We start from the raw sequence: 25,789 nt of genomic DNA on the forward strand, positions 1-25,789 counted from the left end.
TATTTCACCCCATGAGGTCAGAGGTGTACCGGCGGGCAACCCCGATCTCTACAATTGACTTCGGACCATTGTTGCGCGAGCGCAACAATGGTCCGAAGTCGGGACTGCTCCGGTCAGCCGAAGTTGATCCAGGCCCGGGTGGAACCGGTCCTGGGGTTGACGTCGAGGTAGTCCTCGCGGCGGTCGGCGTTCAGGTCCGCGAACTGGATCTGGCTGCCGGGGGCGAGGACGCCGCTGGCGATGGTGCCCTGCGGCGCCCAGTACCAGTCGCCGCCCTCGGGCTTGGGTCCGCCGTTGGTCCACATGTCGACCGAGCTGTTGTCGTGCAGGACCAGGTAGTCGGCGCGGCGGTCCCCGGTGAGGTCGGCGAAGCGGACGTTGCGGCCCGCCGCCCCGACACCGCCGGCGATGGTGCCCTGCGGCACCCAGTACCAGTCACCGCCCTCCGGCTTGGGTCCGCCGTTGACCCACGCCTGGACCGAGCTGTTGTCGTTGACGAGCACGTAGTCGGCCCGCCCGTCGGCGTTGAGGTCGGCCAGCCGGATGTTGGCGCCCGCCGCTCCGACGCCGCCCGCGATGGTGCCCTGCGGGAACCAGATCCAGTCACCGCCCTCGGGCTTGGGACCGCCGTTGAGCCACGCCTGGACCGAACTGTTGGCGTTGACCACCACGTAGTCGGCCCGGCCGTCGCCGTTGAGGTCGGTGAACCGCACGTTGCCGCCCGGCTGGCCGACGCCGCCCGCGATGGTGCCCTGCGGGAACCAGGCCCAGTCACCGCCCTCCGGCTTCGGACCGCCGTTGACCCACGCCTGGACCGAGCTGTCCGCGTTGACCTGGAGGTAGTCGGCCCGGCCGTCGCCGTTGACGTCGGCGTAGACGACCCGGCTGGAGTTGCCGCCCGTGATCGGGCCCCGCTGCTGCCAGGTCCAGCCGGTGCCGCCCGGCTGGCCGCCGTTGCGCCACAGCCAGGTCTCGCCGGTGACGGGGTTGACGTCGAGGAGGTCTGCCCGGCGGTCGCCGTCGAGGTCGACGAACTTGAGCTGGCTGTTGGCCGCGCGCAGGCCGGTGGAGATGGTGCCCAGCGGCTGCCAGTACCAGTCGCCGCCCCCGGCCTTGGGGCCGCCGTTGAGCCACGCCTGGACCGTGCCGTCGGCGGCGGCGGTCAGGTAGTCGGCCCGGCCGTCGCCGTTGAGGTCGGCGAAGCGCACGGTGCCGCCCGGCTGGCCGACGCCGCCGGCGATCACCTGCGTCTGCGAGGTCCACGGGTTGGCCGCGCCGGGGGTGCTCAGCGCGACCCGGACCGAGCTGTCCGGGTGGACCTGCAACCAGTCGGCCGAGCCGTCACCGTCGACGTCGGCGAAGCGGTGGTTGACGTTCAACGACACCGGGGGTCCGGCGAAGGGGCCGTGGCTGCGCAGCCCGGGGTTCTGGGTCACCCACAGCGAGTCCCGGAACTCGCCGCCGTCCAGGTTCGAGGTGATCGTGATCCAGTCGGCGCGGCCGTCGTTGCCGAAGACGTCGCCGAACTCCCAGCGGTAGGCGCCGCCCAGCGGGATGCCCGTCGTGAAGGTGCGCCAGAAGGACCAGGCGACGGTGCCGTCGGAGTTGGCGCCGCCGTTGCGCCACACCGCGGCCGTGCCGGTGTCGCGCGCGGCGACGAAGTCCGGCCTGCCGTCACCGTCGAAGTCGGCGTAGTGGATCCGCTCGTCACCGCCCAGGGACAGGTCGCCGGGGTAGGAGCCGGGCGCCATGGTGCCGCCCGCGATGACCTCCTGCGGGATCCAGCCCCGGACCGGGCCGCCGGTGCCCCCGCCCGGCTGGGTCGGCGGCGGGGTGATCCAGCCGGCCCACTCGGCGGCCTCGATGCCCTCGTAGAAGACGTGGCTCATCTTGCGGTAGCCGCTGTCGTTGGGGTGCAGGAAGTCGGCCAGGTCGGCCCCGGGGTCCAGCGCCGACCAGCTGTCGACCAGCCACGCCTTCCGGCCCTGGGCCCGCCGCTCGTAGACCTCCTGGGGCAGGCTGCCGTTGAAGGCCGAGACGCGCGGCCCGGTGTCGGGGTGGGCCGACGGGACGAGGGTGGAGACGACCAGCGTCACGTCCGGCTGCTTGGCGAAGATCCGGTCCATCAGGGTGCCCAGCCGGTCGGGTGCGCCGGCCGGGTCGACGGCCTCGTTCATGTCGTTGGTGCCGATGTGCAGCAGCACCACGTTGGGCTTGTAGGTGTCCATCACGGAGTCCGTGATGCCGATGAGGTCGTTGATCTTCCAGCCGGGGTGGCCCTCGTTGTCGTTGTCCGGGATGTTCCCGTAGTGCTGGGAGCCGACGTAGCTCACCGTGGTGTTCGTCTGCCGCCGCAGCTGCTCCCACAGCGGCCCCCGGTACGCGGCGGTCGTGCTGCCCGCGCCGAAGGTGATCGAGTCGCCGAACGGCAGGATGCGCAGCTCCTGCGGCTGGGCCGCCGCGCGCATCGTGCCGATCGCCACCGCGTAGTGGTCGGGGCTCGACCCGGGCAGCCGCTGGACCGGGAGGTCCTGGACGTTGTCCGAGGAGACCGCGTAGTCCAGCTCCCCGCCGCTCTGGTGGGTCGGCAGGCCCGAGTTGTAGATCCGGGACTGCGGCGGCAGGGGGAAGGTGCCGGGCTCGCGGTTGAAGTCGCCGAGCACGGTCCACGTCCGGCCCGGCCCCTGGTTGTTCACGAAGTTGGCGATCGCCTGCGTCATGGGCTGGGCGTCGCGACCGCCCTGGCCGGTGCGGCTGGAGAGGGCGTGGTAGGTGAAGTACCAGTTGTCGCCGAAGCGCACGCCCAGGGCGTTGCGGCCGTCCTGGACCGGGTTGACCACGATGGTGACCTCGTCCGCCGGGCGCTGGGTGACCAGGGCGAGGTTGTTGCGGCCACCCTGGTAGCCGCCGCCGTTCTGGTCGGTCTGCAGGAAGTAGACCTCGTACCCCTCGCGCACGTTCCACCGGTGGTACTGGACGAAGCCGGAGTTGCCGGGCGCGCCGGGGATGATCGGGATGTTGCCGATGTGCTGCCCCGGCGGGGTCGGACCCGCCTCCTGGAGCGCGACGATCTCCGCGGCCCGCGCGTAGTCGACCACCGTGGTGGTCCACTTGCTGTCGTTGCCGGAGGTGGCGCCCTGGAGGTTGCAGGTGATCACGGGCCACAGGTCGAGACCCGCGGCCGAAGCGGGGCCGGTCGTTGTCCCGACGACCGCCAGGGCGGACGCCAGGGCCGTCAACACGGCGAGCACTTTCCTCATGCGGGGGACGCTATGGGCGCGGCGGGCCGCGGGGCGTCCCCGCGTGGTGGACAGTTCGGTGTGGCTCGCGCGGGGGACGCCGTTTGTCGTACCCCGTCGCTATGGTGCGCCCATGATCCTTCCCACCGCTGCCGACGAGGCCCGCTTCTGGGCCATGCTGGACGACGCCTGGGCCGGGCGCGGCCCCGAGGTCGACGGTCTGCGCCGCGCGCTGGCCGGGCGCGACCCGGCCGAGGAGGGCTTCGACGAGGCCGCCCAGCTCGAAGAGCACCTGGACCGGGTGCTGGCCGACCTGCGCGCCGCCGCCGAGGACCTGTCCTCCCAGGAGCTGACCGCGCTGGACCGCGTGGTCGAGCGCAAGCTGCACGAGATCGACCGCGAGGACGTGCACGAGGTCACCGACGGCTCGGACGACGGCTTCCTCTACGCGCGCGGCTTCGTCGTGGCGCTCGGGCGGGAGTTCTACGAGGCCGTGGCGCGCGACCCGCGGGTGGCCGTCGCGGACGCCGAGGCCGAGGGCCTGTGCTACCTGTTCGCCCACCTGCACGCCGACCGGTTCGGGGACTTCCCGGAGACCGGGTCGGGGATCTCCCGGGAATCGGGCTCGAACCCCGCCGGCTGGCCGGACTCGGAGGTACCGTCGAACGCGTGATCGACTTCGAGAAGCAGTCCGTCTTCAAGCTGGCGCCGTGCCGCCCCGAGGACATCGCGTCGCAGGTGGCGCCGATCCTCATCCAGGGCGAGCAGATCGTGTCGTGCTTCAAGACCGTGCGCGACTTCGTCGTGTTCACCAACAAGCGGGTCATCGCGGTGAACGTCCAGGGCATGACCGGGCGCAAGAAGGACTTCACGTCGCTGCCCTACAGCCGCGTGCAGGCGTTCTCCATCGAGACCGCGGGCACGTTCGACATGGACGCGGAGCTGGACCTGTGGTTCAGCGGCCTGGGGCAGGTGCGCCTGGAGTTCAAGGGCCACGCCGACGTCCGGCTGCTCGGCCAGATGATCGCGACGTTCGTGCTCTGAAATAGTGGAGCAGGCCGTTGGAATATTCCACGGCACCCCTACTGGATTACTTTCGACACCCATCGAGGTTTCCCCCGCCTGCCCCCCGGGCACACTACTGTGAAAATGGGGAAGGCAGGTGTCCATGGCCGAAGTGCTCGACTACTCGGCGGGCTTTCCCGGAGCCGCCGCGATCAGGCAGGCCGGCTACGCGGGAGCCGTGCGCTACATCGGCTTCCCCGATTACCTCAAGTGCACCACCAGGGCGGAACTGGACGACTTCACCAACCACGGCCTCGGCATGGCGCTGGTGTTCGAGCACTACACCACCGACTGGCGCGGCGGCTGGGGGGCGGGTGCCGCCAACTACCGCCGCGCCCGCGACCACGCCAACGCGATCGGGTTCCCCCCGGAGCGCCCCATCTACATGGCGGTCGACCAGGACGTCGTGACCGAGGCCGAGTTCCAGTTGGCGCGCGACTACATCCGCGGGGCCCGCGACGCCGCCGGCGGGTACCCCGGCCTGGTCGGGGTGTACGGCGAGCACGACGTGTGCCAGGCCGTCTCCGGCGACGGGCTGTGCGACTGGTACTGGCAGTGCCGGGCCTGGTCCGGCACCCCCGTGCGCCTGTTCCCCGGCCGCCACCTCTACCAGCGCGTCGGCACCGTCTACGTCAACGGGATCGCCGCCGACGTCAACGACGTGCTCCAGGAGGACTGGGGCCAACACACGGAGGACGGGATGCCCAGCCTGTCGGAGATCGAGAACGCCGCCTACCGGGCGGTGCTGCACGCCCTCATCGACGCGGCGAACCGGGCCAACGACACGGCCTCGATCGCGAACGAGGCACTGGGCGGCGTGGTGTGGAGCAAGCAGCTGTCCCCGGACGGCGAGTTCTACGCCCCCGCGCAGACCTGGCTGCTGAACCTGCACAACTACGGCTACGAGCTGATCCGGCGCCTCGCGGCCAACGGGAACGAGGAGGCGCTGGCGGCGGCGCTGCTGCCGGGCCTGATCGACGCGATCCCCCGGCTCGGCGACGCCGACCTGGGCCGCATCGCCAAGGCCGTCACGGAGGAGCGGGACCGCCGCGCCCGCGAGGACGCCGTGAACACCGACTCCCGCTGCTGATTCCCGCCGCCGCCGACCCCCGCCGCCTCCCGCTGCCGACGAAAAGCCCACCGATCGATACCCCGAACAGACCAACCAACGACCCCCTTACGCTGAAAAGTGAGGAGAAGTCAAGATCTTGACGCCCCGGGGCGCCCGATGTTGACTTGCCCCGCAAATGAGCGCCGCCCATTTCGGCGCGCTCCGGGGAATTCTTGGGAGTCCTTTTCATGCTGAAGCGGGTTCTGGGCACTGCGGCAATTCTCGCGGTGGGGATGATGGGCGTGGCGGTCCCGTCGGCCTCCGCGGTCGGGGTGTGCACGAAGTCGGTCGCCCACAGCGGTCCTACCGGCCAGGTCTGGGTGCCGGCGGCCTCGGACGGCTCGAAGAGCTGCACCACCCAGCGGGGCAACGTGAGCCAGGCGGTCTCGCAGCTCCAGGGCACCCTGAACGAGTGCTACGAAACGCAGGTCCGCAACGCCGGCGTGTACCCGCTGGACATCGACAACAATTTCGGCGCGAACACCGAAAAGGCGCTCAAGGCCGTGCAGCGCTACATCGGCACCACCGCCGACGGCGTCTACGGCCCGAACACCCGCAACGCGATGAAGTTCATCTACACCGAGTCCTTCCCCCTGGCCTGCGGCCGCTACCGCTGATCGTGCGGTGGCGCGGCCGACCAGGGCCGCGCCACCACACCACCGGGCTCCAGCCCGTAGTGCGGCAACCGGTCCGCCTCGTCCGACCGCCCGGCCTTCACCAGCAGTCGGGCGATCACCTCCAGGCCGCACCGGGGCCCGACCTCCGCGTACCGCAGGTACCACGCGGCGGCCTCCTCCGCCCGCCCCACCTCGTCGAGCAGCAGGGCCGCCGTGCGCATCGCGGTCGTGTCCCCGGCCTCCGCGAGCCGGACCAGGCAGGCGCCCACCTCGTCGGCCCGCCCCGCGCGCACGGCGATCCCGGAAACCCTGCGCAGCGCCTCGTCGTCGCGGTCGACCGCGCGCAGGTACAGGTCCACCGCGTCGGAGAGCCGGTCCGTCGCCTCCATCAGCCCGGCCGCGTACCGCAGGTCCGCCGGGTTGTCCGGGATGTCCTGCCCGAGCAGCCACACCGCCGCCGCCTCGAAACCCCGGTGGGCCGCCAGCGCCCGCGCGCAGGACCCGACCGCGTCCCGGTCACCCGCCGCGACGGCGCGCTCGAACCACGTGACGGCCTCGTCCGGCCGCAGGCCCTCCACCATGAGGTGGGCGATCAGGCGCTCCGGTGAGATGTCCCGCTCCTCCGCGTAACCGCGCAGCAGTGCAACGGCGTCCACCACCCGACCCGCGCCGACCAGCACCCTGGCTTCGGCGGCCACGCGGTCGACCGGGACGTCCTCGTCATCGGGCACCGGCGGTTCCCCGTCGTCGCCGGTGCGGCGCACCACCTCGACGACCTCCACCGACGTCTCCCCGGACACCCACGAGCGCAACCGCTCCAGCAGCCGCGCGCTGAACCCCACCCCGTCCCGCGCACGGGGCGTGAGCCAGTCGATCGCCTCCGGCACCCGCTTCTCCCGGACCAGCAGCTCGACCAGCAGCCGCTCGGCGACGAAGTCACCGGCCCCGGCGGCCCGCCGGTAGTGCCCCAGCGCCTCGTCCACGGCCCCCGCCCGCCGCGCCGCCCGGCGCAGGGCACCCGGGTCGCCCGCCCGGACCGCGCGGTCGTACCAGTTCTCGGCCTCCCCGGCGCGCCCGATCCGCTCCAGCAACCGCGCCACGGCCGCCGCGTCCCCGGACCGGCGGTGCAGCAGGAAGGCGAAGCGGAAGTACCCGCGCCGCTCGGCCTCCTGCGCGAGACCGGGCAGGTCCTCGGCGGGCGCGTGCTCGACCAACGCGTCCCACAGCGACGCCGGGGGGACGACGGCGTACCGCTCCCACCGCCCGGTCTCCTCCAGGTAGTCCTCCAACCGGAAGCCCCCACCGGCCTGCCCCGGCCGCGGCCGGACCCGCACCAGCGGGCTCACCCCCGCGTGCGACAACGCCAGGCAGTGCCCCAGCGCGGCGTCGAACCAGTCGTCCCCGAGCCTGCCCCACTGGGAGTCGCTGAGGTACCCCGGCGCCGCGGCCTCCAGCAACGCGCGCGAGAGCACCACCCCGTGCCCCAGCCGCCGGGCGTCCATCGCCGCGTCGATGACCGCCGCGGCAGCGGGCGGCGCGGTGCGGTACCGCTCCAGCAAGGCAGGCGCACCGGCCAGGTACTGGGCCACCTGCCGATCGGCCGCCCGCTCGACCGCCTCGGCCAACAGCGGGTCACCCGACCCGCGCGCCACCGCGACGTCGGCCGCGGTGAACTCGTCCGGCACCCGGACACCCGCCTGCACCAGCAGCTCACGAGCCTGCGCGTGCGGGTCCTCAACCCCGGACAACGGCCGGGTGACCAGGGTTGCCCAGTACTCCGGCCACAGCGTCGCCAGCACGAGCACCGGCCCCCGGCCGGGGTCGCGCAGCAGCTCCCGAACCGCGGCGGCCACCCGCTCCCCGGCGCCCGGCAGCAGGTAGTGCTGGGCCTCGTTGAGCCACAGCACGGTGTGCGGCCCGACCCGGTCGAGGTCGGCCAGCACGGCCTCCGGCCGACCGGGGCTGATCGGGTGCCACAGCCGCCAGTGCGCCGGCAACCGCCGCACGGCCTCCCAGCACGCCCGCGTCTTGCCGGTCGACGATCCCCCGACCAGCACGACGATCGCGCTACCACCACCCACTACGACGTCCACGACCTGCCGCAGCACCTCGTCGTGCGGGCGCGGCACGTAGGTCGGCAACCCGGTGCCGGCGGTCCGGTGCACCTCCAGGTCGAACGGTGAGCACTCCCCCACCGGCGTGCCCAGCGGCCCGGCCGCGATCGGCGCAGGCCCGAAGAGGTTCACCACGCCCGCGTGCCCGACCTGCACCGCGCTGCCGATCTCGCCGGACAGGGCGTTGTGCACGGTCGGCCGGTCCGTCATGGACCCACGGTAGCGAAAATCAGCGGATCGACCGGGTGGTCCCGTCCCACCCGCCCAGCGCCCCGGGCAGCACCTCGGCGAACTGCACCGGGTACACCACCGCGTCCGCCCCGGCCAGCTCGTCAGCCGACCACCACCGGTGCCCCACGATGGTCCGCCGCTCCAACTCGTTGAACCGCGAGGTGTCCACCTCCACCCCGTCCCCCACCCGGGCCAGGAAGAACCACTCCACCGCCGCGACCGTCACCCCGTCGAAGCTGATCACGGCGTGCCGCTTCCACAGCGGCCCCTCCAGCTCGTCCGGGCCCAGCACCACCCCGGTCTCCTCCAGCAGCTCCCGCACGGCCGCGTCCCGCAGCTCCTCGCCGGGCTCCACCCCGCCACCCACGGTGAACCAGAACAGCTCGTCCGGCTTCGCCGGGTCGAACCCCTCGAACAGCAGCACCCGGTCGGCGGGGTCCACCAGCACCACCCGGGCCGACACCCTGGTGACCGGCACCTCCGCGTCCGTCCCCGGCTCGGCGATCTCGAAGTACGCGGGCGTCGGCGCGGTACCCGCCAACCGCAGCCAGCGCACCGAACGCCGCCGCCGCAGCGCGAGCGTGTCGCGCACCGCGTCGTTGTGCACCCGGCGCGCCAGCACGACCCGCTGCTCCGCGTCGGCCAGTTCCGCGGCCAGCGCGGGCGCGAGCACCGACCGGTCCAACGCCTCCAGCAGGGCGCTCAACCGGTTCTCCGCCGCCTCGCGGTCACCGCGCCGCGCCCGCTCGGCCTCGTCGGCCGCCGCGCGCAGCTCCGGTTTGCCGCACACCGCCGCGACCGCACGCGTCACCACCGCGCGCCGCGCCAGGGCCGCGTCCAGGGCGGCCCACGCCGAGTCGGTGCGCACGTGCAGCCGGTCCAGCCGGTTGGCCGTGCCGAGCATCCACGGCCCCACCAGCAGCGCCACCGCCAGCAGCACCAGGAACGCGGTCGCGGCACCCGAACTGGTCACGCCTCACGCACCCGGCGCGGGTCGGCGGCCATGGCGCTCTCGTAGACCCGCAGCACCTGGTTGGCCACCACGGACCAGTCGAACGCCATCACGCGCTGCCGCGCCGCGTCCGCGTAATCGCCCCGCCGCGCGGGGTCGTCCAGCAGGTCCCGCAACGCCACCGCCAGCGCCGCCGGGTCGCCCACCGGCGTCAGCACCCCGGCCTTGCCGTCGTCGAGCACCCGCCGGAACGCGTCCAGGTCGCTCGCCACCACCGCGGCACCCGCCGACATCGCCTCGGTCAGGATGATGCCGAAGCTCTCGCCGCCGGTGTTGGGCGCGCAGTAGACGTCCACGCTGCGCAGGGCGCGGGCCTTCGTCTCGTCGTCGACCATGCCGAGGAAGTCCATTCGCGACGCCAGCTCCGGCCCGGCCTGCCTGCGCAGCTCGTCGGCGTCGCCGCGGCCGACCACCAGCAGCCGCGCGTCGGGCAGGTCCAGCGCGCGGAACGCCTCCAGCAGCACCGGCATCCCCTTGCGCGGCTCGGTGAACCGGCCGACGAAGCCGACCGTGCCGCCGGGGCGCGGGTAGCCGTCCAGGGGCGCGGCGTCGGCGAAGAACGACACGTCCACGCCGTTGGGGATCTCCACCGCGTCCCCGCCCAGGTGCTCCACCTGCACCCGCCGGGCCAGCGCGGACACCGCGATCCGGGCGGTGATCTTCTCCAGGAACGGCTGGAGCACCGCCTGGAGCGCCACCAGCATCTTCGACCGGGGCGTGGAGGTGTGGAAGGTGGCCACGATCGGGCCGTCCGCCGCCACCAGCGCCAGGAACGACAGCGACGGCGCGGTCGGCTCGTGCAGGTGCAGCACGTCGAACTCGTGCTCGGCGATCCAGCGCCGGACCCGGGCGAACGACACCGGCCCGAACGACAGCCGCGCCACCGACCCGTTGTACGGGATGCCGACCGCGCGGCCGGTGGGCGTGACGAACTCCGGCACGGGCGTGTCGTCGTCGGCGGGCGCCAGCACCTCCACCTCGTGCCCGAGGCCGCGCAGGGCGCGCGCGAGGTCGACCACGTGCGCCTGCACCCCCCCGGGTACCTCGAAGGAGTACGGGCACACGATGCCGACCTTCACACCGACTCCCCTCGGCGGGCCAGCACCCGGCGCAGCGCCCGCTGCCTGGTCTCGGGCAGGTCCGCCAACCACAGCGGCTGCATCATGTGCCAGTCGGCGGGGTGCGCGGCGATGTCGGCGGCGAACACGTCGGCCACCTGCTGGGTCGCCGCGCCCACGCCCGAGGTGCCGCCGACCCGCACCGGCGGGTGGAACCGGATGTGCCAGCCGTCACCGGTGAACCACAGGCCCACCGGCAGCAGCGCCGCGCCGGTCGTGGCCGCCAGGTGCGCCGGGCCCGCGGGCATCAGGGTCTTCTCGCCGAAGAACGTCACCGGCATGCCGCCCGCGGTCAGGTCGCGGTCGGCCAGCAGGCACACCACCCTGTTGGCGCGCAGCCGCTCGGCCAGCACCACGGCCGGGTTGCGCTCGCCGCCGGTCAGCGGCACCACCTCGAAGCCCAGGCTCTCCCGGAAGGCGATGAACCGCTGGTACAGCGACTCCGGCTGGAGGCGTTCGGCGACCGTGGTGAACGTGCCGCAGTGGCCGACCAGCCACACCCCGGCCACGTCCCAGTTGCCGCTGTGCGGCAGCGCCGCCACCACGCCCCGGCCCTCGGCCAGCGCGGCGTCCAGGTTCTCCACGCCGCTGACCGTGCGGTCGCACTCGGCGAACACCGCCTCGCGGTCCATCGACGGCAGCCGGAACGCCTCCCGCCAGTACCGCGCGTACGAGCGCAGCGACTGCCGGACCAGCTCGTCCAGCTCGGCCTCGCCCGCCCGCGGCACGACCCGGCGCAGGTTCCGGCGCAGCTGGTCGACGCCGTCGCCGCCGCGCCGGGCGCCCCAGTCGGCGGCCGCGTCGAACGCGCCGCGCGCCACCCGCTCGGGCAGCAGCCGCGCCAGGCGCCAGCCCGCCGCGTACCCCAGGTCGGCCAACCGCTGCTTCACGTCAGCTCCTTCGCCTCGCGGCTCACGGCCAGCACGCGCTGCGCGACCGTGACGGTGACCAGCGCCGCGAGCAGGTACAGCGCCACCGGCAGGACGTAGGGCACGCCCAGGCCGTGCAGCCCGACGCCGAGCAGGGCGATGATGAACCGCTCGGCGCGCTCGGCCAGGCCGCCGTCGGCGGACAGCCCGGTCGCCTCGGCACGCGCCTTGACGTACGAGGTGACCTGCGCCCCGACCAGCGACACCAGGGCCGCGGCGGCCAGGCCCCGCTCCCCCGCGTCGAACGCCCACCAGGCGACGGCGGCGAACAGCGCGCCGTCGGCGACCCGGTCGCACGTGGCGTCCAGCACGGCGCCGAACCGCGTGCCGCCGCCGCCCGCGCGGGCCATCGCCCCGTCGAGCAGGTCGAACAGCACGAACGCGGTGACGAGCACCGCGCCCGCGAACAGCTGCCCGCGCGGGATGAACCACAGCGACGCGGCGACGGAGCCGACGGTGCCCAGCACCGTGACGGCGTTCGGGGTGAGGCCGCGACGCAGCAGCCAGCCACCGATCGGGTCGGTGACGCGCGAGACGGACGCGCGGGCGAAGATGTTCAGCATGGGGTGGCCAGGCACCTACCGGCGGGGACGGAGTGGTCCCCGGCAGCCTAACGACCCAGCTCAGCCGAGCTTGCGGTGGTCCCTGGAGATCTGTTCCAGCAGGTCTTCCAGCTCCTCGCCGCGCACCGCCAGGCGTTCCAGCCGACCGAACAGGGCCAGGTACTCCCGCACGTCGTGCGGGTCGGTGATGGTCGCGTTGCCCGTCAGCACGGTCAGCGTCACCACGCGCTCGTCGTAGACCTGGAACCCGTGCGGGGCGACCATGTTCGCGTCCACCGACCACGGCACCACACCCAGCTGGACGTTTGGTCTTCGCATGATCTGCGACAGGTGGTCGATCTGCTCGCACATCAGGTCGGCCGACCCCATGCGCCAGCGCAGCGCGCTCTCCGCGAGCAGGAACACGAACCGCTTGCCCAGGTCGTCCATGCGGGCGCGCCGACTGCGGAGCGTGGCGATCGCGGTGTCCTGCTCGTGCGCCGGGGTCGAGTTCAGCACGACCCTCAGGTAGTTCTCGCTCTGCAGCAACGCGGGCACACCCGCGTTCTGGAAGAAGCGGCTCGTGGTGGCACGGGCCTCGATGCGGGCCACGGTCTGCTGGTGGCGGTGGGCCCCCCGGTGCAGCACCACCCGGCGGGTCTCCGCCTCGGCGTGCAGCTGGCGGGCCAGTTCGACCAGCTCGACCCTGGTCTCCCTGGTCGCGGACAACTCGGCGACCAGGCGCTCCACGTCGGTCACGGACGGGAGGAGCATGCCGTTCTCGATCTTCGACAACTTCGACTGGCTCATCCCGGTAGCGCGCGCCGTGGCCGTGCCGGTCATCTTGGCCTCGGTGCGCAGCCGTCGTAACTCGCGCGAGAGCCGTTCTCGGGCCAGCCGCGAACGCTCAGGTGCGGTCATGCAACGCACCGTATCGATGGAGGACCCTCTTGACGATCGGCCACCACGGTGCTTGCGGCCCCTTGACACATCACTCGGTGGTGATCTGCAACACCGTCACCGTGATCAAGGGGGGACGCACGTGCAGCCGCCCGTGCAGGTGCAACGGCGCCCGGGGCGGTCGTGCCGCCGGCCCGGTCCGACCCGCCCGCGGGAGGCCGCCGGCCGGGTCGACCGGTGCGCGCCGGTTCGGATTCCCGCGAAAATGCGCGCGCGAGATCAACCGGCGCATTGTCGGGAATAGAATTCCCGGCCACCGCGCGGCGGCCGGGAATTCGCGTCAGGAATCGGCCTGCCAGGCCGAGGAAAGCAGTTCCCGGGTCTCCGGCAGCAACTGCGGCAGCACCTTGGTGTGGCCGATCACCGGCATGAAGTTGGCGTCGCCGCCCCAGCGCGGCACCACGTGCTGGTGCAGGTGGGCCGCGATGCCCGCGCCCGCCACCACGCCCTGGTTCATGCCGATGTTGAACCCGTGCGGGTCGGCCACCCGCCGCACCACCCGCATCGCCCGCTGGGTGAACTCGGCGAACTCGACCGTCTCCGCCGGCGTCAGGTCCGTGTAATCGGGCACGTGCCGGTACGGCAGCACCATCAGGTGGCCGGGGTTGTAGGGGTACAGGTTGAGCACCGCGAACACCAGTTCGCCCCGCGCCAGGATCAGGCCGTCGGCGTCGGCCAGCCCGGTCACCCGGCAGAACGGGCAGCCCTCGGGCTCGTCGCCGACCGCCTTGCCCTCGCCCTTCACGTAGGACAGGCGGTGCGGGGTCCAGAGGCGCTGCAGCGCGTCCTGGACCCCCACCCCGTCCTGCTCCTCGTAGTCGGTCGTCACCGGACGAGTTCCGCGGTGGGCGAGGCGTTCTCGCGCCGCGCGACCCAGTCCACGACCACCTCCACCGCCCGGTCCACCGGCACGCCGTTGACCTGCGTGCCGTCGCGGAACCGGAACGACACCGCGCCCTGCTCGACGTCCTTGCCGCCCGCGAGCAGCATGAACGGCACCTTCTGCGTGGTGTGGTTGCGGATCTTCTTCTGCATCCGGTCGTCGGAGGCGTCGACCTCGGCCCGGACGCCCTTGAGCTTCAACCGCCGGACGACGTCCAGCAGGTGGTCGACGTGCTCGTCGGCGATCGGGATGCCCACCACCTGCACGGGCGCCAGCCACGCCGGGAACGCGCCCGCGTAGTGCTCGGTCAGCACGCCGAAGAACCGCTCGACCGAGCCGAACAGCGCCCGGTGGATCATCACCGGCCGCTGCCGCGAGCCGTCCGCGGCGGTGTACTCCAGGCCGAACCGCTCGGGCAGGTTGAAGTCCACCTGGATGGTCGACATCTGCCAGCTGCGGCCCAGCGCGTCCTTGGCCTGCACGGAGATCTTCGGCCCGTAGAACGCCGCGCCGCCCGGGTCGGGCACCAGCTCCAGGCCGGAGTCCTCGGCGGCCGCCCGCAGCGCCTCGGTCGCGGCCTCCCAGACCTCGTCCGAGCCGACGTACTTCTCCTCGTTGCGGGTGGACAGCTCCAGGTAGAAGTCCTCCAGGCCGTAGTCGCGCAGCAGCCCGAGGACGAAGCCCAGCAGCGACTTCAGCTCGTCCTGCACCTGCTCGGGGGTGCAGAAGATGTGCGCGTCGTCCTGCGTCATGCCGCGCACCCGGGTCAGGCCGTGGATCACGCCGGACTTCTCGTACCGGTAGACCGAGCCGAACTCGAACATGCGCAGCGGCAGCTCGCGGTAGGACCGCCCGCGCGACTTGAAGATCAGGTCGTGGAACGGGCAGTTCATCGGCTTGAGGTAGTAGTCCTGGCCCGGCTTGCGGACCGTGCCGTCCTCGTTGTACTCGGCGTCCAGGTGCATCGCCGGGTACATGCCGTCCCGGTACCAGTCCAGGTGGCCGGAGGTCTCGAACAGGTTGCCCTTGGTGATGTGCGGCGAGTAGACGAACTCGTAGCCCTCCTCGGTGTGGCGGGCGCGCGAGTAGTCCTCCATGGCCTTGCGGATGATGCCGCCCTTGGGGTGGAACACCGCCAGGCCGGAGCCGATCTCGTCGGGGAAGCTGAACAGGTCCAGCTCCACGCCGAGCCGGCGGTGGTCGCGCCGCTCGGCCTCGGCCAGCAGCTCCAGGTGGGCGTCCAGCGCCTCCTGCGACTCCCAGGCCGTGCCGTAGATGCGCTGGAGCTGGGGGTTCTTCTCGTTCCCGCGCCAGTAGGCGGCGGCGACGCGGGTCAGCTTGAACGCCGGGATGTGCTTGGTCGTGGGCACGTGCGGGCCGCGGCACAGGTCGCCCCACACCCGCTCGCCGGAGCGCGGGTCGAGGTTGTCGTAGACGGTCAGCTCGCCGCCGCCGACCTCCATCACCTCGGAGGTGTCGACGTCGCTCTTGATGTCGACCAGCTCCAGCTTGAACGGCTCCGCGGCCAGCTCGGCCTTCGCCGCGTCCACCGATTCCACCACGCGGCGCTGGAAGCGCTGGGCGCCCTTGACGATCGCCTTCATGCGCTTCTCCAGCGCCGCGAGGTCGTCGAGGGTGAACGGCCGGTCCACCTGGAAGTCGTAGTAGAAGCCGTCCTTGACCGGCGGGCCGATGCCCAGCTTCGCCTCGGGGAACTGCTGCTGCACGGCCTGGGCCAGCACGTGGGCGGTGGAGTGGCGGATGACCGCCCGGCCGTCGTCGGTGTTGGCGGCGACCGCCTCCACCTCCACCTCGACCTGCGGGGTCCAGGACAGGTCGCGCAGGTGGCCCTCGGCGTCGCGGACGACCACGACGGCGTCGGGGCCCTTGCCGGGCAGGCCCGCCTCGCGCACCGCAGTCCCCGCGGTGGTCCCCGCCGGCACCACCACGCGCGGTGGGGCTTGAGCGGCTGCGGGACGTGGCTGGGACACGGGAACTCCTCGGGTCGTCGTGAAAGGTCCTCCCGGAGATGTTATCGGTGCTCATCGAGCGGGTTTCGCCACGGCACGCCCGGCTGGGCGCGGGTGGTGCGGGTGCGGGTGTGGAGGGGCGCGGTGGGGCGGGGCAGGGCGGAGCGGGGCGAGTGCGAAATGATCGAGGCCGGTGCGCGGCCAATCGTCGGCGCAGACCTCAGCAGGTGATGCCGAGGTAGTCGACCAGCGCCCAGCCGCCACGGCCGTCCGCCAGGTCCACCCCCACCCACGGGCCGTCCCGCCCGCCGTCAAGTCGGACCCGCTCGCCGCGCCGCAAGGTGGCGATCACGCCACGGCTGCGCGGCGCATCGCGCACGGAGAGCGTCTCCGCGCAGACCACGCGCTCCTCGGGCTCGCCCCGAACCACGACCCACCCCACCACCGCGGCCACCACGACCACCAGCACCGCCACCCCGACGAGAACGGCGCGGCGCGCGGCGAGGCGTCCCGGGACGCGCCCGGCCGCGGCGGCGCGCACCGCTTCGGCGAACGCCCGCGCGTCCGGGTAGCGGTCCCCCGGGTCCTTGGCCATCGCGGTCGCCACGACCCGGTCGAAAGCCCCGGGCACACCACTCGCGCTCGGCGCCGGGGGCGGCTCCACCGCGACCGCATAGGCCAACTCGGCCAGCGAACGCCGCTCGAACGGGCGACAGCCGGTGAGCGCGGCGTGGAGGAGGCCGCCGAGCGCGTACACGTCCGACCGCGGGTCCCCCGGCTGACCGCGCCACTGCTCCGGCGCCATGTAGGCGTAGGTGCCGGGCGCGGCGTCCGCGGCACCGCCGGTGGCCGTGGACGCCCAGTCCTCGCCGCCGGTCAGGTCGTCGACCTCACCGGCGACCGCCCGCGCCGTGCCGAAGTCGGTGACCACCGGCCGATCGCCGCGCAGCAGGACGTTCGAGGGCTTGAGGTCGCGGTGCACCACGCCCGCCGCGTGCACGGCGGCCACCGCGTCGGCGACCCCGGCGACCAGCGCCGCGGCCCGCGCCGGGGGCAGCGGGCCGCCCTCGTCCAGCAGGCGCTGCAAGTCCGGGCCGGGCACCAGGTCCATGACCAGCCACGCGACCCCGTCGTCACCGCCGACCTCGTGCACCCGCACCACGCCGGGGTGGTGCGCGCTCGCGGCGCGGCGGGCCTCCCGGGCGACCCGGTCGCGCCCGGCGGCACCCGGCCCGCGCAGCACCTTCACCGCCACCTCGGCCCCGTCGGCGTCGCGGGTGGCGCGGAAGACCTCGCCGGTCGCCCCCGCGCCGATCCGCTCCACCATCCGGTAGCCGGGTAAGTCCACGGAGCGCACCCTAGCCGGCGCCGGGCGTCACCTCCAGGTCCCCGGCCGGGTCGTCCGCGGAGAGCCGAACCACCTCGCGAACCCCGTCCAGCGCTCGCAGCACGCGCTCGCGCAGGTCGTCGTCGCCGCCCTCCAGCGGGGCCAGCAGCGCCCGCACCGCGCCGCCCAGCGCGTCCGGCTCGCTCGCGGCGACCAGCGGCAGCAGCTCCCGCACCTCGGCCGCGGCCTTGGCCAGCAGGTGCGGCCGGACCGGCTCCTCCAGCACCAGGGCGGCCAGCCGCAGCACGCGACGGCACGCCCGCCGGGCGGTGGCCGCGGTCAGCGGTCGCGCCCCGTCCCCCCCGGCGCGGTGGCGCACCCGGTCGATCCACGGCTCGACGGTCTCGCCGCGCCAGATCGGCCCGGACGACAGCTCGGCGTCCGGCTCGGGCATCGCGTGGCTGCGCCGCCGCCGCCAGACGGTCACGAGCTGGCGACTGAGACCGAGCGCCTCGGCGATCTCCGCGATGCCGTAGAAGGCACGTCTGACCTGCGCCGGAGGTTGCTGTCCCACCACCTCCGCAGTGTAGCTCCAGGGAACACCACTTGCTATCTCCGATGACGCGACCTACCGTCGAAGTGTCATTCGAGATAACGAGCAGGGAGGTTTCAGATGACACGGCGATGGAGGCTCGCGCTCGGCGCGGCGGTCGCGGGGACGACCCTGGCGGCGACCGCGCCGGCGGCGACCGCGGACCCGGTCACGCCGGAGCACGCGATCATCGTGTGCCAGGACGCCACCTTCTACGACAACGTGCCGTCCTCGGGCGGCCGGGCGCTCCGGGTGCTCGGCTACGGCGACAAGGTCGGCCACACCCGCGGCGCGCACCCCGTCTACGACGGCTGGGCCGCCACCTTCGACTTCGGCCCCAACGACTGGGGCTACGTCCGCTACGAGTGCCTGGGCGGCTGGGGTTCGTGGTGACCCGGCACGTCCACCGACGGAAGGAGAGCGCCATGCCCCTGTCCACCTCCCGCACCGCGATCGGCGTCGGCGCGCTCGCCGCGGCGCTGTGCACCGGCCTCGCCGCACCCGCGCAGGCCGAGGTCACCGCACAGGCCGAGGTCACCGCGCAAGCCCGTCAGACCGTGTGCGCGGACGACCTGTACGTCCGCACCGACCCGAACGGCGCGTTCCTCGGCACGCTGTACCGCGGGCAGAGCTTCGACGTGGAGCGGACCTCGGGCGACTGGGCGTACGGCTTCGCCTACGGCAACGTCAACCGCCACGGCTGGGTCCAACTGGGCTGGTTCTGCTGAGGTGGCGCCGGTGCGGGGATCGGGTGCGCCCGATCCCCGCACCGGCGCCACCTCAGCCCGTGATCAGGTGCGGCACGGCCGACCCGGACACCACGTCGCGCCCCGTGGTGCGCTCGTACCGGCGGACCAGGTCGCGGTGGCGGGCGCGGTGGCCCAGGCGGCGCTCGGCGCGCAGCAGCGCGTTGCGGCGCGGCGGCGGGAACCGGGCGGCCAGGTCGCCCAGCAGGGCGACCCGGTCGACGCCCGCGGTCCTGAGCAGCCAGGCGACGCCCGGGTCCAGGGCGACCAGGGTCAGCGCCAGGTGCTCCCGGCGGTGCTCGCGCTCGCGGCGCGCCAGGGCCAGGCGCAGCGACGCGGCGTAGGCGGCCCGGGCGTCCAGGCCCGGGGGCGGGTTCAGGCGGGCGCGGCGCTCCCGGGCCTTCCGGGCGCCCAGCGGCAGCAGGGGTTCCCGGGCCGGCGGGTGGTCGACGATCCCGGGCAGGTCGTCGAGGTCCAGGCCGAGCACGGCCAGCGTCTCCCGGTCGGCCTCCACGCCCGCGCCGTCGCGGGGCACGGCTCCCCGCAGCGCCCGCTCGTGCCCCACCAGGTCGGTCAGGGCGAGCAGGAAGTGCTCGCTGCCGGTGCGCGGGTGGCCCAGTTCGCGGGCCAGCCCCAGGGCGCGGTTCAGCGTGCGGACGAGCTCCCGGTGGTCGCCTCGGAACACGGGTCAGCCCTCCTTGCCGTACTTGCGGTGCACGGTCTGCTTGGTCACGCCCAGCCGCAGCGCGATGTCGCGCCACGACCAGCCCGCGCGGCGGGCGTCGGCGACGTGCCTGGCCTCCAACTGCTCGACCAGGCGGCGCAGGCGGGCCACGGCGCGCAGGCCCGCGTCCGGGTCCGTGCCGTGGGCGGCCTGGTCCAACTCGGCGATCGTGGACATGTCGTCAACATATGCTGACGACCGGGCAGGCGTCAACATGTGCTGACGGGCGCCTTCGCGGTCGGATTCACAGGGAACCGACAGCGGTCCGTGATCGGCGCCTCAGCATCCGCTCAGGTCGGGCGCTCATCCTCGGGGCATGTCCGAGCACGAACCGCCGCCCCAGAGCCCCCGACCGCCGCAGCCGGCCGCCGAGCAGCCTGCCGAGCCCGTACCGCCACCCGTCGCCCCCCGACCGGCCACCCGGGCCGGGTTCGGGCGGTTCGCCCGCCACCGCGCCACCCAACTGGTCGCCGTCGGCCTGCTGGGCCTGGTCCTGGGCGCCGGGATCGTCGCCCTCGCCGGCCGCGACGGCCACCGGCCCGGCAACGCCCAGGACCGCCCGGGCACCTCGCGGTTCGACGACCGCGGCCCCGGCCGCGGCGACTTCGACCGCCGAGAGCGCCCGAACCGCGGCGAACACCAGGACCGCCAGGACCGCCCGGACCGCGGCGAGCGCTGAACTACCCCGCGAGGTGGCGCCGGAACCAGGCCACCAGCCCGGCGTCCACCTCGCGCGCCAACGGCGTCTGCGGCGCGGGCTCGATCCCGGGCTCCTCGGCCAGCGGGTGCGCCAGCCCCGGCACGGACAGCAGCTCACCCCGCTCCCCCAGCGCCTCCACCAGCTCCAGCGCGTCCGCGCGCAACCCCGGGTGGTCCAGCTCCCCGCTCACCACCAGCAACGGCGCACGCTCGGCGAGAACACCCGCGCGAGCGACGAAGTCCAGCCCGTCGACCACCGCGGTGGACTCGGCGTCGTACGGGTACTCGCCCGTGAACAGGTTCACCACCGACCGCATCCGGACGGCCGCGTTCACCACGGCACCGGCGAACACGGGCACCCCGCTCCCGGCCAGGACCCGCAGCGCGACCGCCCCGCCCAGCGAACCGCCCACCACGCCGATCGGCCCGTCGTCGACCGGGAGCTGCGCGCGGACCGACTCCAGCGCCGCCGGGAACTCCTCGGTCGCCTCCCGGACGAACCGGTGCAGGAAGGACATCAGGGGGTCCTCGCGGATCAGCGCCAGGACCGCGTCCGCGCTGCCGTCGACCATGCGCGCACCGCACATCGGCATGCCCAGGTGCACCCGCCACGCGGGCACGCCGTGCATCGGCAGCGCGGCGGCGAACGCGGCGTCCGACCGCGGCGCGTCCAGCATGTGCCAGGTGACGATCAGCGGCGCGGTGCCGCCGTCGGCCGGGGGGAGGGCGGTGAACGGCACGCCGGCGGCCGTGCCCGTGATCGGTGAGCGCATGCGGGCCACGGTAGGGCAGCACCCGGCGTGACCGGCGGCCGTTCTGCCGCAGGCAGAACGCGCCACGAGCAGAACCATCAACTCAGGAAACCGCGCAACAGCACGGCCGTGCCGTCCAGGTGCTCGGCCATCGCCCGCCGCGCGGCCTCGGCGTCACCGGCCAGGACGTGGCCGACGATCGCCGCGTGCTGCTGGTTCGAGTGGGCCAGGTTCGGCTGCAGCAGCGGTATCCGCTCCAGCAGCGCGTTGACCCGCGTCCGCGCGTCGGCCACGGCCGCGGTCAGCGACGCCGAGCCGGTGGCCTCCGCGATCGCCAGGTGCAGCCGCGAGTCCCGGCGCCGGTAGTCCTCCAGCGCGGCCTCGCCGCACTCGGCCAGCCGCGCCAGCAGGTTGCGCCGCTCGGCCGGGTCCAGCGCCCGGCCCGCCGCGCACTCCGCCGCGCCCGTCTCCACCGCCGCGCGCAGCGTCAGCGCGTCCGCCAGCTCGACCGCGTCGACCCGGGGCCCCGCCGTCGGCACCGGCAGCGGCGAGGTCACGAACGTCCCGCCGTAGCGACCGCGCCGCGACTCGACGTACCCGGCGTCCTGCAACGACCGGATCGCCTCGCGCAGCGTCACCCGGCTCACGCCCAGCCGCCCGGCCAGGTCGCGCTCGGCGGGCAGCCGCTCACCCGGGCCGACCGCGCCCAGGCGGATGGCCTGCACCAGCCGCTCCACGGTCTCCTCGAACGCGTTGCCCGCCCGCACCGGGCGGAACAACGCGTCCCGCAACGGCGTCACAGCGGTGTCACGTACGCCCCGGCGATACCGCCGTCCACCAGGAAGTTCGACGCCGTGATGAACGAGGAGTCGTCGCTGGCCAGGAACGCCACCGCGGCCGCGATCTCCTCCGGCTCGGCGAACCGGCCCAGCGGCACGTGCACCAGCCGCCGCGCGGCGCGCTCCGGGTCCTTGGCGAACAGCTCGCGCAGCAGCGGCGTGTTCACCGGTCCGGGTGAGAGCGCGTTGACCCGCACGCCCTGCCGCGCGAACTGCACGCCCAGCTCGCGGCTCATCGCCAGCACGCCGCCCTTGGACGCGGTGTAGGAGATCTGCGAGGTCGCCGCGCCCATGGTCGCCACGAAGGACGCGGTGTTGATCACCGACCCCTTGCCGCGCTCCAGCATGTGCGGGATAGCGTACTTGCAGCACAGGTACACCGAGGTCAGGTTCACCTTCTGCACGCGGTCCCACGCCTCGATGCCCGTGGTGAGGATCGAGTCGTCGTCCGGCGGCGAGATGCCCGCGTTGTTGAACGCCACGTCCAACCCGCCGTAGGTGTCCACAGCGGTCTGGAACAACGCGCGGACCTGCTCCTCGTCGGTCACGTCGACCTCGACGAACAGCCCGGACACCTCGTCGGCCGCCGCCTTGCCCGTCTCGGCGTCCACATCGGCCACGACGACCCGCGCGCCCTCCGCGGCCAGCCGCCGCGCCGACGCCAGGCCGATGCCGCTGCCACCGCCGGTCACCACGGCCACCCGGCCCTCAAGTCGCTGAACCATGCCTCTCCCCACTCAGTGCGCGATGAAGACGTTCTTGGTCTCGGTGAACGCGTCGAGCGCGTCGGGCCCCAGCTCCCGGCCCAGCCCGGACTGCTTGAACCCGCCGAACGGCGTCCAGTACCGCACCGACGAGTGCGAGTTCACCGACAGGTTCCCGGCCTCCACGGCCCGCGACACGCGCAGCGCGCGCCCGACGTCGCGCGTCCAGATCGACCCGGACAGCCCGAACGCGCTGTCGTTGGCCAACCGCACGGCGTCCTCCTCGTCGGTGAACGGCAGCACCGCCACCACCGGGCCGAACACCTCCTCCACGGCCACCGGGTCGGTCGGCGCGACCGGCGCGAGCACCGTGGGCGGGAACCAGAAGCCGGGCCCGTCGGGCGCCGCCCCGCGGAACGCCACCGGCGCGTCCGGCGGCACGTAGGAGGCCACCTTCTCGCGGTGCGCGGCGGAGATCAGCGGCCCCATCTCGGTGGCCTCGTCGCCCGGCTCGCCGACCACGACGCCCTTGACCGCGGGTTCCAGCAGCTCCATGAACCGGTCGTAGGCCGACGCCTGGACCAGGATGCGCGAGCGCGCGCAGCAGTCCTGCCCGGCGTTGTCGAACACCCCGTACGGCGCGGTCGCCGCGGCCCGCTCCAGGTCCGCGTCGGCGAACACGATGTTGGCGGACTTGCCGCCCAGCTCCAGGGTGACCCGCTTGACCTGCTCCGCGCACCCGGCCATGACCCGCCTGCCGACCCGGGTGGACCCGGTGAACACGACCTTGCGCACGGCCGGGTGCGTGACGAACCGCCACCCCACCACGTCCCCGGCGCCCGGCAGCACCTGGAACACGTCCTCGGGGATGCCCGCCTCCCGCGCCAGCTCGGCCAGCCGCAGCGCGGTCAGCGGCGTCAGCTCGGCGGGCTTGAGCACCACGGTGTTCCCGGCGGCGAGCGCGGGCGCGAAGCCCCAGCCGGCGATGGGCATGGGGAAGTTCCACGGCACGATCACGCCGACGACGCCCACGGGCTCGCGGAAGGTGACGTCCCACCCGCCCGGCACCGGGATCTGCCTGCCGAACAGCCGCTCGGGCGCGGCCGAGTAGTAGTGCAGCACGTCGCGGACGTTGCCCGCCTCCCAGCGCGCGTTGCCGATGGTGTGCCCGGCGTTGAGCACCTCCAGCGCGGCCAGCTCCTCCACCGCGCCGTCGACCGCGTCGGCGAACCGCCGCAGCAGCCGCGCCCGGTCGGCGGGCGCCACCTCCCGCCACGCGGGCCACGCGCGGGCCGCGCGGTCGATCGCGGCGTCGGTCTCCTCCGGGGAGGCCAGGGGCACCGACCGCACCACCTCCCCGGTGGCCGGGTTGATCACGTCGTACGCGGTCATCGCACTCCTCCGTCGCGGGCGGCGCCGACCAGGGCGGCGAACAGGCGGTCGTCCTCGCCGGCGACCTCGGGGTGGGACTGCACGCCGAGCACGAACCGCGCGCCCGGCAGCTCGACCGCCTCGGCGGTGCCGTCCGGTGCCCTGGCCACCACCCGCAGGCCGGTGCCCACCGCGTCCAGGGCCTGGTGGTGGTGGCAGTGCACGGTGGTCGCCAGGCCGACGACCGAGGCCAGCACCGACCCCGGCGCCACCGCGATCCCGGTGTGCCCGAACACCCCGGGCGCCGGGTTGTGGCCGTCGACGTGCTGGACCAGCGTGCCGCCGAGCGCCACGTTGAGCACCTGCATCCCGCGGCACACCGCGAGCACCGGCAGGTCGAGCTTGAGCGCCGCGCGGGCCAGGTCCAGCTCGACGGCGTCCCGCTCGGGCCGCGCCGGCCCGGTGCGCGGGTCGCGGGGCCTGCCGTAGCGGGCGGGGTCCACGTCCGCGCCGCCGGAGAGCACCAGGCCGTCGAGGAAGGCGAGGCCGTCGGCGTCCCACTCCCCGACCGGCGGCAGCAGCACGGGGTTGCCGCCACCGCGCACCACCGCGTCGAGGTAGTCGCGGTGCAGCACGGCCGCCTCGACGTCCCACACGCCGAACGCGGTGCGCTCCAGGTAGGTGGTGACGCCGATCAGCGGCCTAGAGCCGTTCGAAGCCACGGACGCGCTCCCAGTCGGTCACCGCGGCGTCGAAGGCGGCCATCTCCACCCGCGCCGCGTTGAGGTAGTGGTCGACCACGTCCTGGCCGAACGCCTCCCGGGCGATCTCGCTGCGCGCCAGCAGGGACGCGGCGTCGCGCAGCGTGGTCGGCACGGTGGGCCGGTCGGAGGCGTAGGCGTTGCCGACGAACTCCTCCTCCAGCGGCAGCCCGTTGTCCAGGCCGTGCAGGCCCGCCGCGATCAGCGCGGCGATCGCCAGGTACGGGTTGACGTCCGCGCCGGGCACCCGGTTCTCGAACCGCAGCGACCGGCCGTGCCCGACCACGCGCAGCGAGCACGTCCGGTTGTCGCGGCCCCACGCCACCGCGGTCGGCGCGAAGCTGCCGCGCACGAACCGCTTGTAGGAGTTGATGTTCGGGGCGAGGAAGTAGGTGAGTTCGCGCAACGCGGCCAGTTGGCCGGCGAGGAAGTGCCGCATCACCTCGGACATGCCCTCGCCCTCGGCGAAGACCAGCTCGTCGTCCGCGCCGCGCAGGCTGAGGTGGATGTGGCAGGAGCTGCCCTCGCGCTCGTTGTACTTGGCCATGAACGTCAGGGACCGGCCGTGCTGCGCCGCGATCTCCTTGGCGCCGGTCTTGTAGAGGCTGTGGTTGTCGCACGTGGTCAGCGCGTCGGTGTAGCGGAACGCGATCTCGTGCTGGCCGGGGTTGCACTCGCCCTTGGCGGACTCGACCACCATGCCCGCGCCCGCCATGTGGTTGCGGATGGCGCGCAGCAGCGGTTCCACCCGCGCGGTGCCGAGCAGCGAGTAGTCCACGTTGTACTGGTTGGCCGGGGTGAGGCCGCGGTAGCCGCGGTCCCACGCCTGCTCGTAGGTGTCGTTGAAGACGATGAACTCCAGCTCGGTGCCCGCGAACGCGCGCAGGCCCCGTTCGGCCAGGCGGTCGAGCTGGCGCTTGAGCACCTGGCGCGGCGAGACGGAGACCGGTTCGCCGTCCTCGGTCACGATGTCGCACAGCACCATGGCGGTGCCCTCGTGCCACGGGACGCGGCGCAGCGTGGACAGGTCGGGCTTCATCACCAGGTCGCCGTAACCCCGGTCCCAGGACGAGGTGGCGTAGCCGCCGACGGTGTTCATCTCCACGTCGACGGCCAGCAGGTAGTCGCAGCCCTCGGCGGCGTGCTCCAGCACCTCGTCGAGGAAGTAGCGGGCGGCGCAGCGCTTGCCCTGGAGGCGTCCCTGCATGTCGACGACGGCGACGAGCACCGTGTCCACCTCACCCGAGTCCACGAGCACGCGCAACTCCTCCACGGCGAGCATCCGCACCACCTTCAAAGGTATGACAGCGACCCATTGGACCGGCCCATCTTGGCACCAACGTGTGAACTGCGCCACCACTCGGGCGGAGGAGGACGAACGCGCACGGCGGTGGGATTGAGGAACGGCGATGGGACGAGGCGGCGTGCTGGTCACGGGCACGGCGGTCCGGCGCCGCGTGGACCTCCCTCCGCCCGGCCACCT

26 protein-coding genes and 1 pseudogene are annotated in these 25,789 nt (G+C 73.6%); 7 read left to right on the forward strand and 20 right to left on the reverse strand.

Going from position 1 to position 25,789, the window contains the following annotated elements; all coding sequences use genetic code 11:
- Positions 1-113 precede the first annotated feature (113 nt).
- Positions 114-3,260 (reverse strand): FG-GAP-like repeat-containing protein, encoded by a 3,147-nt coding sequence (locus tag EKG83_RS34990; protein WP_084716568.1) that lies wholly within the window; start codon positions 3,258-3,260, stop codon positions 114-116.
- Positions 3,261-3,372: 112 nt separating this feature from the next.
- On the opposite strand from EKG83_RS34990, the gene EKG83_RS34995 reads away from it, so the two are divergent.
- The 4 genes from EKG83_RS34995 to EKG83_RS35010 all read left to right on the forward strand — a co-directional run bounded on the left by EKG83_RS34995 (position 3,373) and on the right by EKG83_RS35010 (position 6,032).
- Positions 3,373-3,912: a DUF4240 domain-containing protein gene (locus EKG83_RS34995; RefSeq protein WP_033431892.1), complete on the forward strand. Its 540-nt coding sequence runs from the start codon at positions 3,373-3,375 to the stop codon at positions 3,910-3,912.
- Positions 3,909-4,283 carry a PH domain-containing protein gene (locus EKG83_RS35000; RefSeq protein WP_033431893.1) on the forward strand — a complete coding sequence of 125 codons (375 nt, stop codon included), beginning with the start codon at positions 3,909-3,911 and terminating at the stop codon, positions 4,281-4,283. The genes EKG83_RS34995 and EKG83_RS35000 overlap by 4 nt, the downstream gene beginning before the upstream one ends.
- 124 nt (positions 4,284-4,407) lie before the next feature.
- Positions 4,408-5,394 carry a glycoside hydrolase domain-containing protein gene (locus EKG83_RS35005; protein WP_228122969.1) on the forward strand — a complete coding sequence of 329 codons (987 nt, stop codon included), beginning with the start codon at positions 4,408-4,410 and terminating at the stop codon, positions 5,392-5,394.
- Between the two features lie 209 nt (positions 5,395-5,603).
- Positions 5,604-6,032 carry a peptidoglycan-binding domain-containing protein gene (locus tag EKG83_RS35010; RefSeq protein WP_084716570.1) on the forward strand — a complete coding sequence of 143 codons (429 nt, stop codon included), beginning with the start codon at positions 5,604-5,606 and terminating at the stop codon, positions 6,030-6,032.
- Here the strand turns inward: EKG83_RS35010 and EKG83_RS35015 are convergent.
- The 11 genes and pseudogenes from EKG83_RS35015 to EKG83_RS35060 all read right to left on the reverse strand — a co-directional run bounded on the left by EKG83_RS35015 (position 6,023) and on the right by EKG83_RS35060 (position 17,695).
- Positions 6,023-8,356 carry a tetratricopeptide repeat protein gene (locus EKG83_RS35015; protein WP_051766132.1) on the reverse strand — a complete coding sequence of 778 codons (2,334 nt, stop codon included), beginning with the start codon at positions 8,354-8,356 and terminating at the stop codon, positions 6,023-6,025. The genes EKG83_RS35010 and EKG83_RS35015 overlap by 10 nt on opposite strands.
- A 19-nt stretch (positions 8,357-8,375) precedes the next feature.
- Positions 8,376-8,855 carry an NUDIX hydrolase gene (locus EKG83_RS50060; RefSeq protein ID WP_428829925.1) on the reverse strand — a complete coding sequence of 160 codons (480 nt, stop codon included), beginning with the start codon at positions 8,853-8,855 and terminating at the stop codon, positions 8,376-8,378.
- Positions 8,856-8,870: 15 nt separating this feature from the next.
- Positions 8,871-9,281, reverse strand: a pseudogene (locus EKG83_RS50065) (exopolyphosphatase); the annotation flags it as partial.
- A gap of 65 nt (positions 9,282-9,346) precedes the next feature.
- The gene (locus tag EKG83_RS35025) at positions 9,347-10,468 is read right to left on the reverse strand and encodes a glycosyltransferase family 4 protein (protein WP_033431896.1); all 1,122 of its coding nucleotides are present in this window, start codon (positions 10,466-10,468) and stop codon (positions 9,347-9,349) included.
- Entirely contained in the window at positions 10,465-11,397 is a 933-nt protein-coding gene (locus EKG83_RS35030) for a phosphatidylinositol mannoside acyltransferase (RefSeq protein WP_033431897.1), read from the reverse strand. The genes EKG83_RS35025 and EKG83_RS35030 overlap by 4 nt, the downstream gene beginning before the upstream one ends.
- Positions 11,394-11,999 carry a phosphatidylinositol phosphate synthase gene (pgsA, locus tag EKG83_RS35035; protein ID WP_033431898.1) on the reverse strand — a complete coding sequence of 202 codons (606 nt, stop codon included), beginning with the start codon at positions 11,997-11,999 and terminating at the stop codon, positions 11,394-11,396. The genes EKG83_RS35030 and pgsA overlap by 4 nt, the downstream gene beginning before the upstream one ends.
- Before the next feature lie 60 nt (positions 12,000-12,059).
- Positions 12,060-12,899, reverse strand: coding sequence for a helix-turn-helix domain-containing protein (locus EKG83_RS35040; RefSeq protein ID WP_153278655.1), 840 nt, complete (start codon positions 12,897-12,899; stop codon positions 12,060-12,062).
- Positions 12,900-13,218: 319 nt separating this feature from the next.
- Positions 13,219-13,767 (reverse strand): HIT family protein, encoded by a 549-nt coding sequence (locus EKG83_RS35045; RefSeq protein ID WP_033431899.1) that lies wholly within the window; start codon positions 13,765-13,767, stop codon positions 13,219-13,221.
- A complete protein-coding gene (gene thrS / locus EKG83_RS35050) occupies positions 13,764-15,812 on the reverse strand; it encodes a threonine--tRNA ligase (protein WP_033431900.1) in 2,049 nt (682 codons plus the stop codon). Before thrS ends, EKG83_RS35045 begins: the two co-directional genes overlap by 4 nt.
- Before the next feature lie 199 nt (positions 15,813-16,011).
- A complete protein-coding gene (locus EKG83_RS35055) occupies positions 16,012-17,139 on the reverse strand; it encodes a serine/threonine protein kinase (RefSeq protein WP_153278656.1) in 1,128 nt (375 codons plus the stop codon).
- Positions 17,140-17,149: 10 nt separating this feature from the next.
- Entirely contained in the window at positions 17,150-17,695 is a 546-nt protein-coding gene (locus tag EKG83_RS35060; RefSeq protein ID WP_051766138.1) for a hypothetical protein, read from the reverse strand.
- Positions 17,696-17,791: 96 nt separating this feature from the next.
- Here EKG83_RS35060 and EKG83_RS35065 point away from each other — a divergent pair, with 96 nt between their 5' ends.
- Positions 17,792-18,103 (forward strand): hypothetical protein, encoded by a 312-nt coding sequence (locus tag EKG83_RS35065; protein ID WP_033431901.1) that lies wholly within the window; start codon positions 17,792-17,794, stop codon positions 18,101-18,103.
- A gap of 32 nt (positions 18,104-18,135) precedes the next feature.
- Entirely contained in the window at positions 18,136-18,438 is a 303-nt protein-coding gene (locus EKG83_RS35070; protein ID WP_033431902.1) for an SH3 domain-containing protein, read from the forward strand.
- A gap of 52 nt (positions 18,439-18,490) precedes the next feature.
- Here EKG83_RS35070 and EKG83_RS35075 read toward each other — a convergent pair whose 3' ends face one another.
- Complete coding sequence (locus EKG83_RS35075; RefSeq protein WP_033431903.1) at positions 18,491-19,141, reverse strand: hypothetical protein; 651 nt, start codon at positions 19,139-19,141, stop codon at positions 18,491-18,493.
- Positions 19,142-19,144: 3 nt separating this feature from the next.
- Positions 19,145-19,357, reverse strand: coding sequence for a hypothetical protein (locus EKG83_RS35080; RefSeq protein WP_033431904.1), 213 nt, complete (start codon positions 19,355-19,357; stop codon positions 19,145-19,147).
- Between the two features lie 139 nt (positions 19,358-19,496).
- Between EKG83_RS35080 and EKG83_RS35085 the strand changes: the two genes are divergently transcribed.
- Positions 19,497-19,859: a hypothetical protein gene (locus EKG83_RS35085; RefSeq protein ID WP_051766140.1), complete on the forward strand. Its 363-nt coding sequence runs from the start codon at positions 19,497-19,499 to the stop codon at positions 19,857-19,859.
- Position 19,860: 1 nt separating this feature from the next.
- Here EKG83_RS35085 and EKG83_RS35090 read toward each other — a convergent pair whose 3' ends face one another.
- The 6 genes from EKG83_RS35090 to EKG83_RS35115 all read right to left on the reverse strand — a co-directional run bounded on the left by EKG83_RS35090 (position 19,861) and on the right by EKG83_RS35115 (position 25,588).
- Positions 19,861-20,652: an alpha/beta hydrolase family protein gene (locus EKG83_RS35090; RefSeq protein WP_033431959.1), complete on the reverse strand. Its 792-nt coding sequence runs from the start codon at positions 20,650-20,652 to the stop codon at positions 19,861-19,863.
- Positions 20,653-20,729: 77 nt separating this feature from the next.
- Positions 20,730-21,431: a FadR/GntR family transcriptional regulator gene (locus tag EKG83_RS35095; RefSeq protein ID WP_033431905.1), complete on the reverse strand. Its 702-nt coding sequence runs from the start codon at positions 21,429-21,431 to the stop codon at positions 20,730-20,732.
- On the reverse strand, positions 21,428-22,195 hold the full coding sequence (locus EKG83_RS35100; protein WP_033431906.1) for a 3-oxoacyl-ACP reductase: 768 nt from the start codon (positions 22,193-22,195) through the stop codon (positions 21,428-21,430). The genes EKG83_RS35095 and EKG83_RS35100 overlap by 4 nt, the downstream gene beginning before the upstream one ends.
- Before the next feature lie 12 nt (positions 22,196-22,207).
- Complete coding sequence (locus EKG83_RS35105; RefSeq protein ID WP_033431907.1) at positions 22,208-23,566, reverse strand: aldehyde dehydrogenase family protein; 1,359 nt, start codon at positions 23,564-23,566, stop codon at positions 22,208-22,210.
- On the reverse strand, positions 23,563-24,267 hold the full coding sequence (locus EKG83_RS35110; protein ID WP_033431908.1) for a gamma-glutamyl-gamma-aminobutyrate hydrolase family protein: 705 nt from the start codon (positions 24,265-24,267) through the stop codon (positions 23,563-23,565). The genes EKG83_RS35105 and EKG83_RS35110 overlap by 4 nt, the downstream gene beginning before the upstream one ends.
- Complete coding sequence (locus EKG83_RS35115; protein WP_033431960.1) at positions 24,248-25,588, reverse strand: glutamine synthetase family protein; 1,341 nt, start codon at positions 25,586-25,588, stop codon at positions 24,248-24,250. The genes EKG83_RS35110 and EKG83_RS35115 overlap by 20 nt, the downstream gene beginning before the upstream one ends.
- Between the last annotated feature and the right edge of the window lie 201 nt (positions 25,589-25,789).

This window comes from Saccharothrix syringae (assembly GCF_009498035.1).
Lineage (GTDB): Bacteria > Actinomycetota > Actinomycetes > Mycobacteriales > Pseudonocardiaceae > Actinosynnema > Actinosynnema syringae.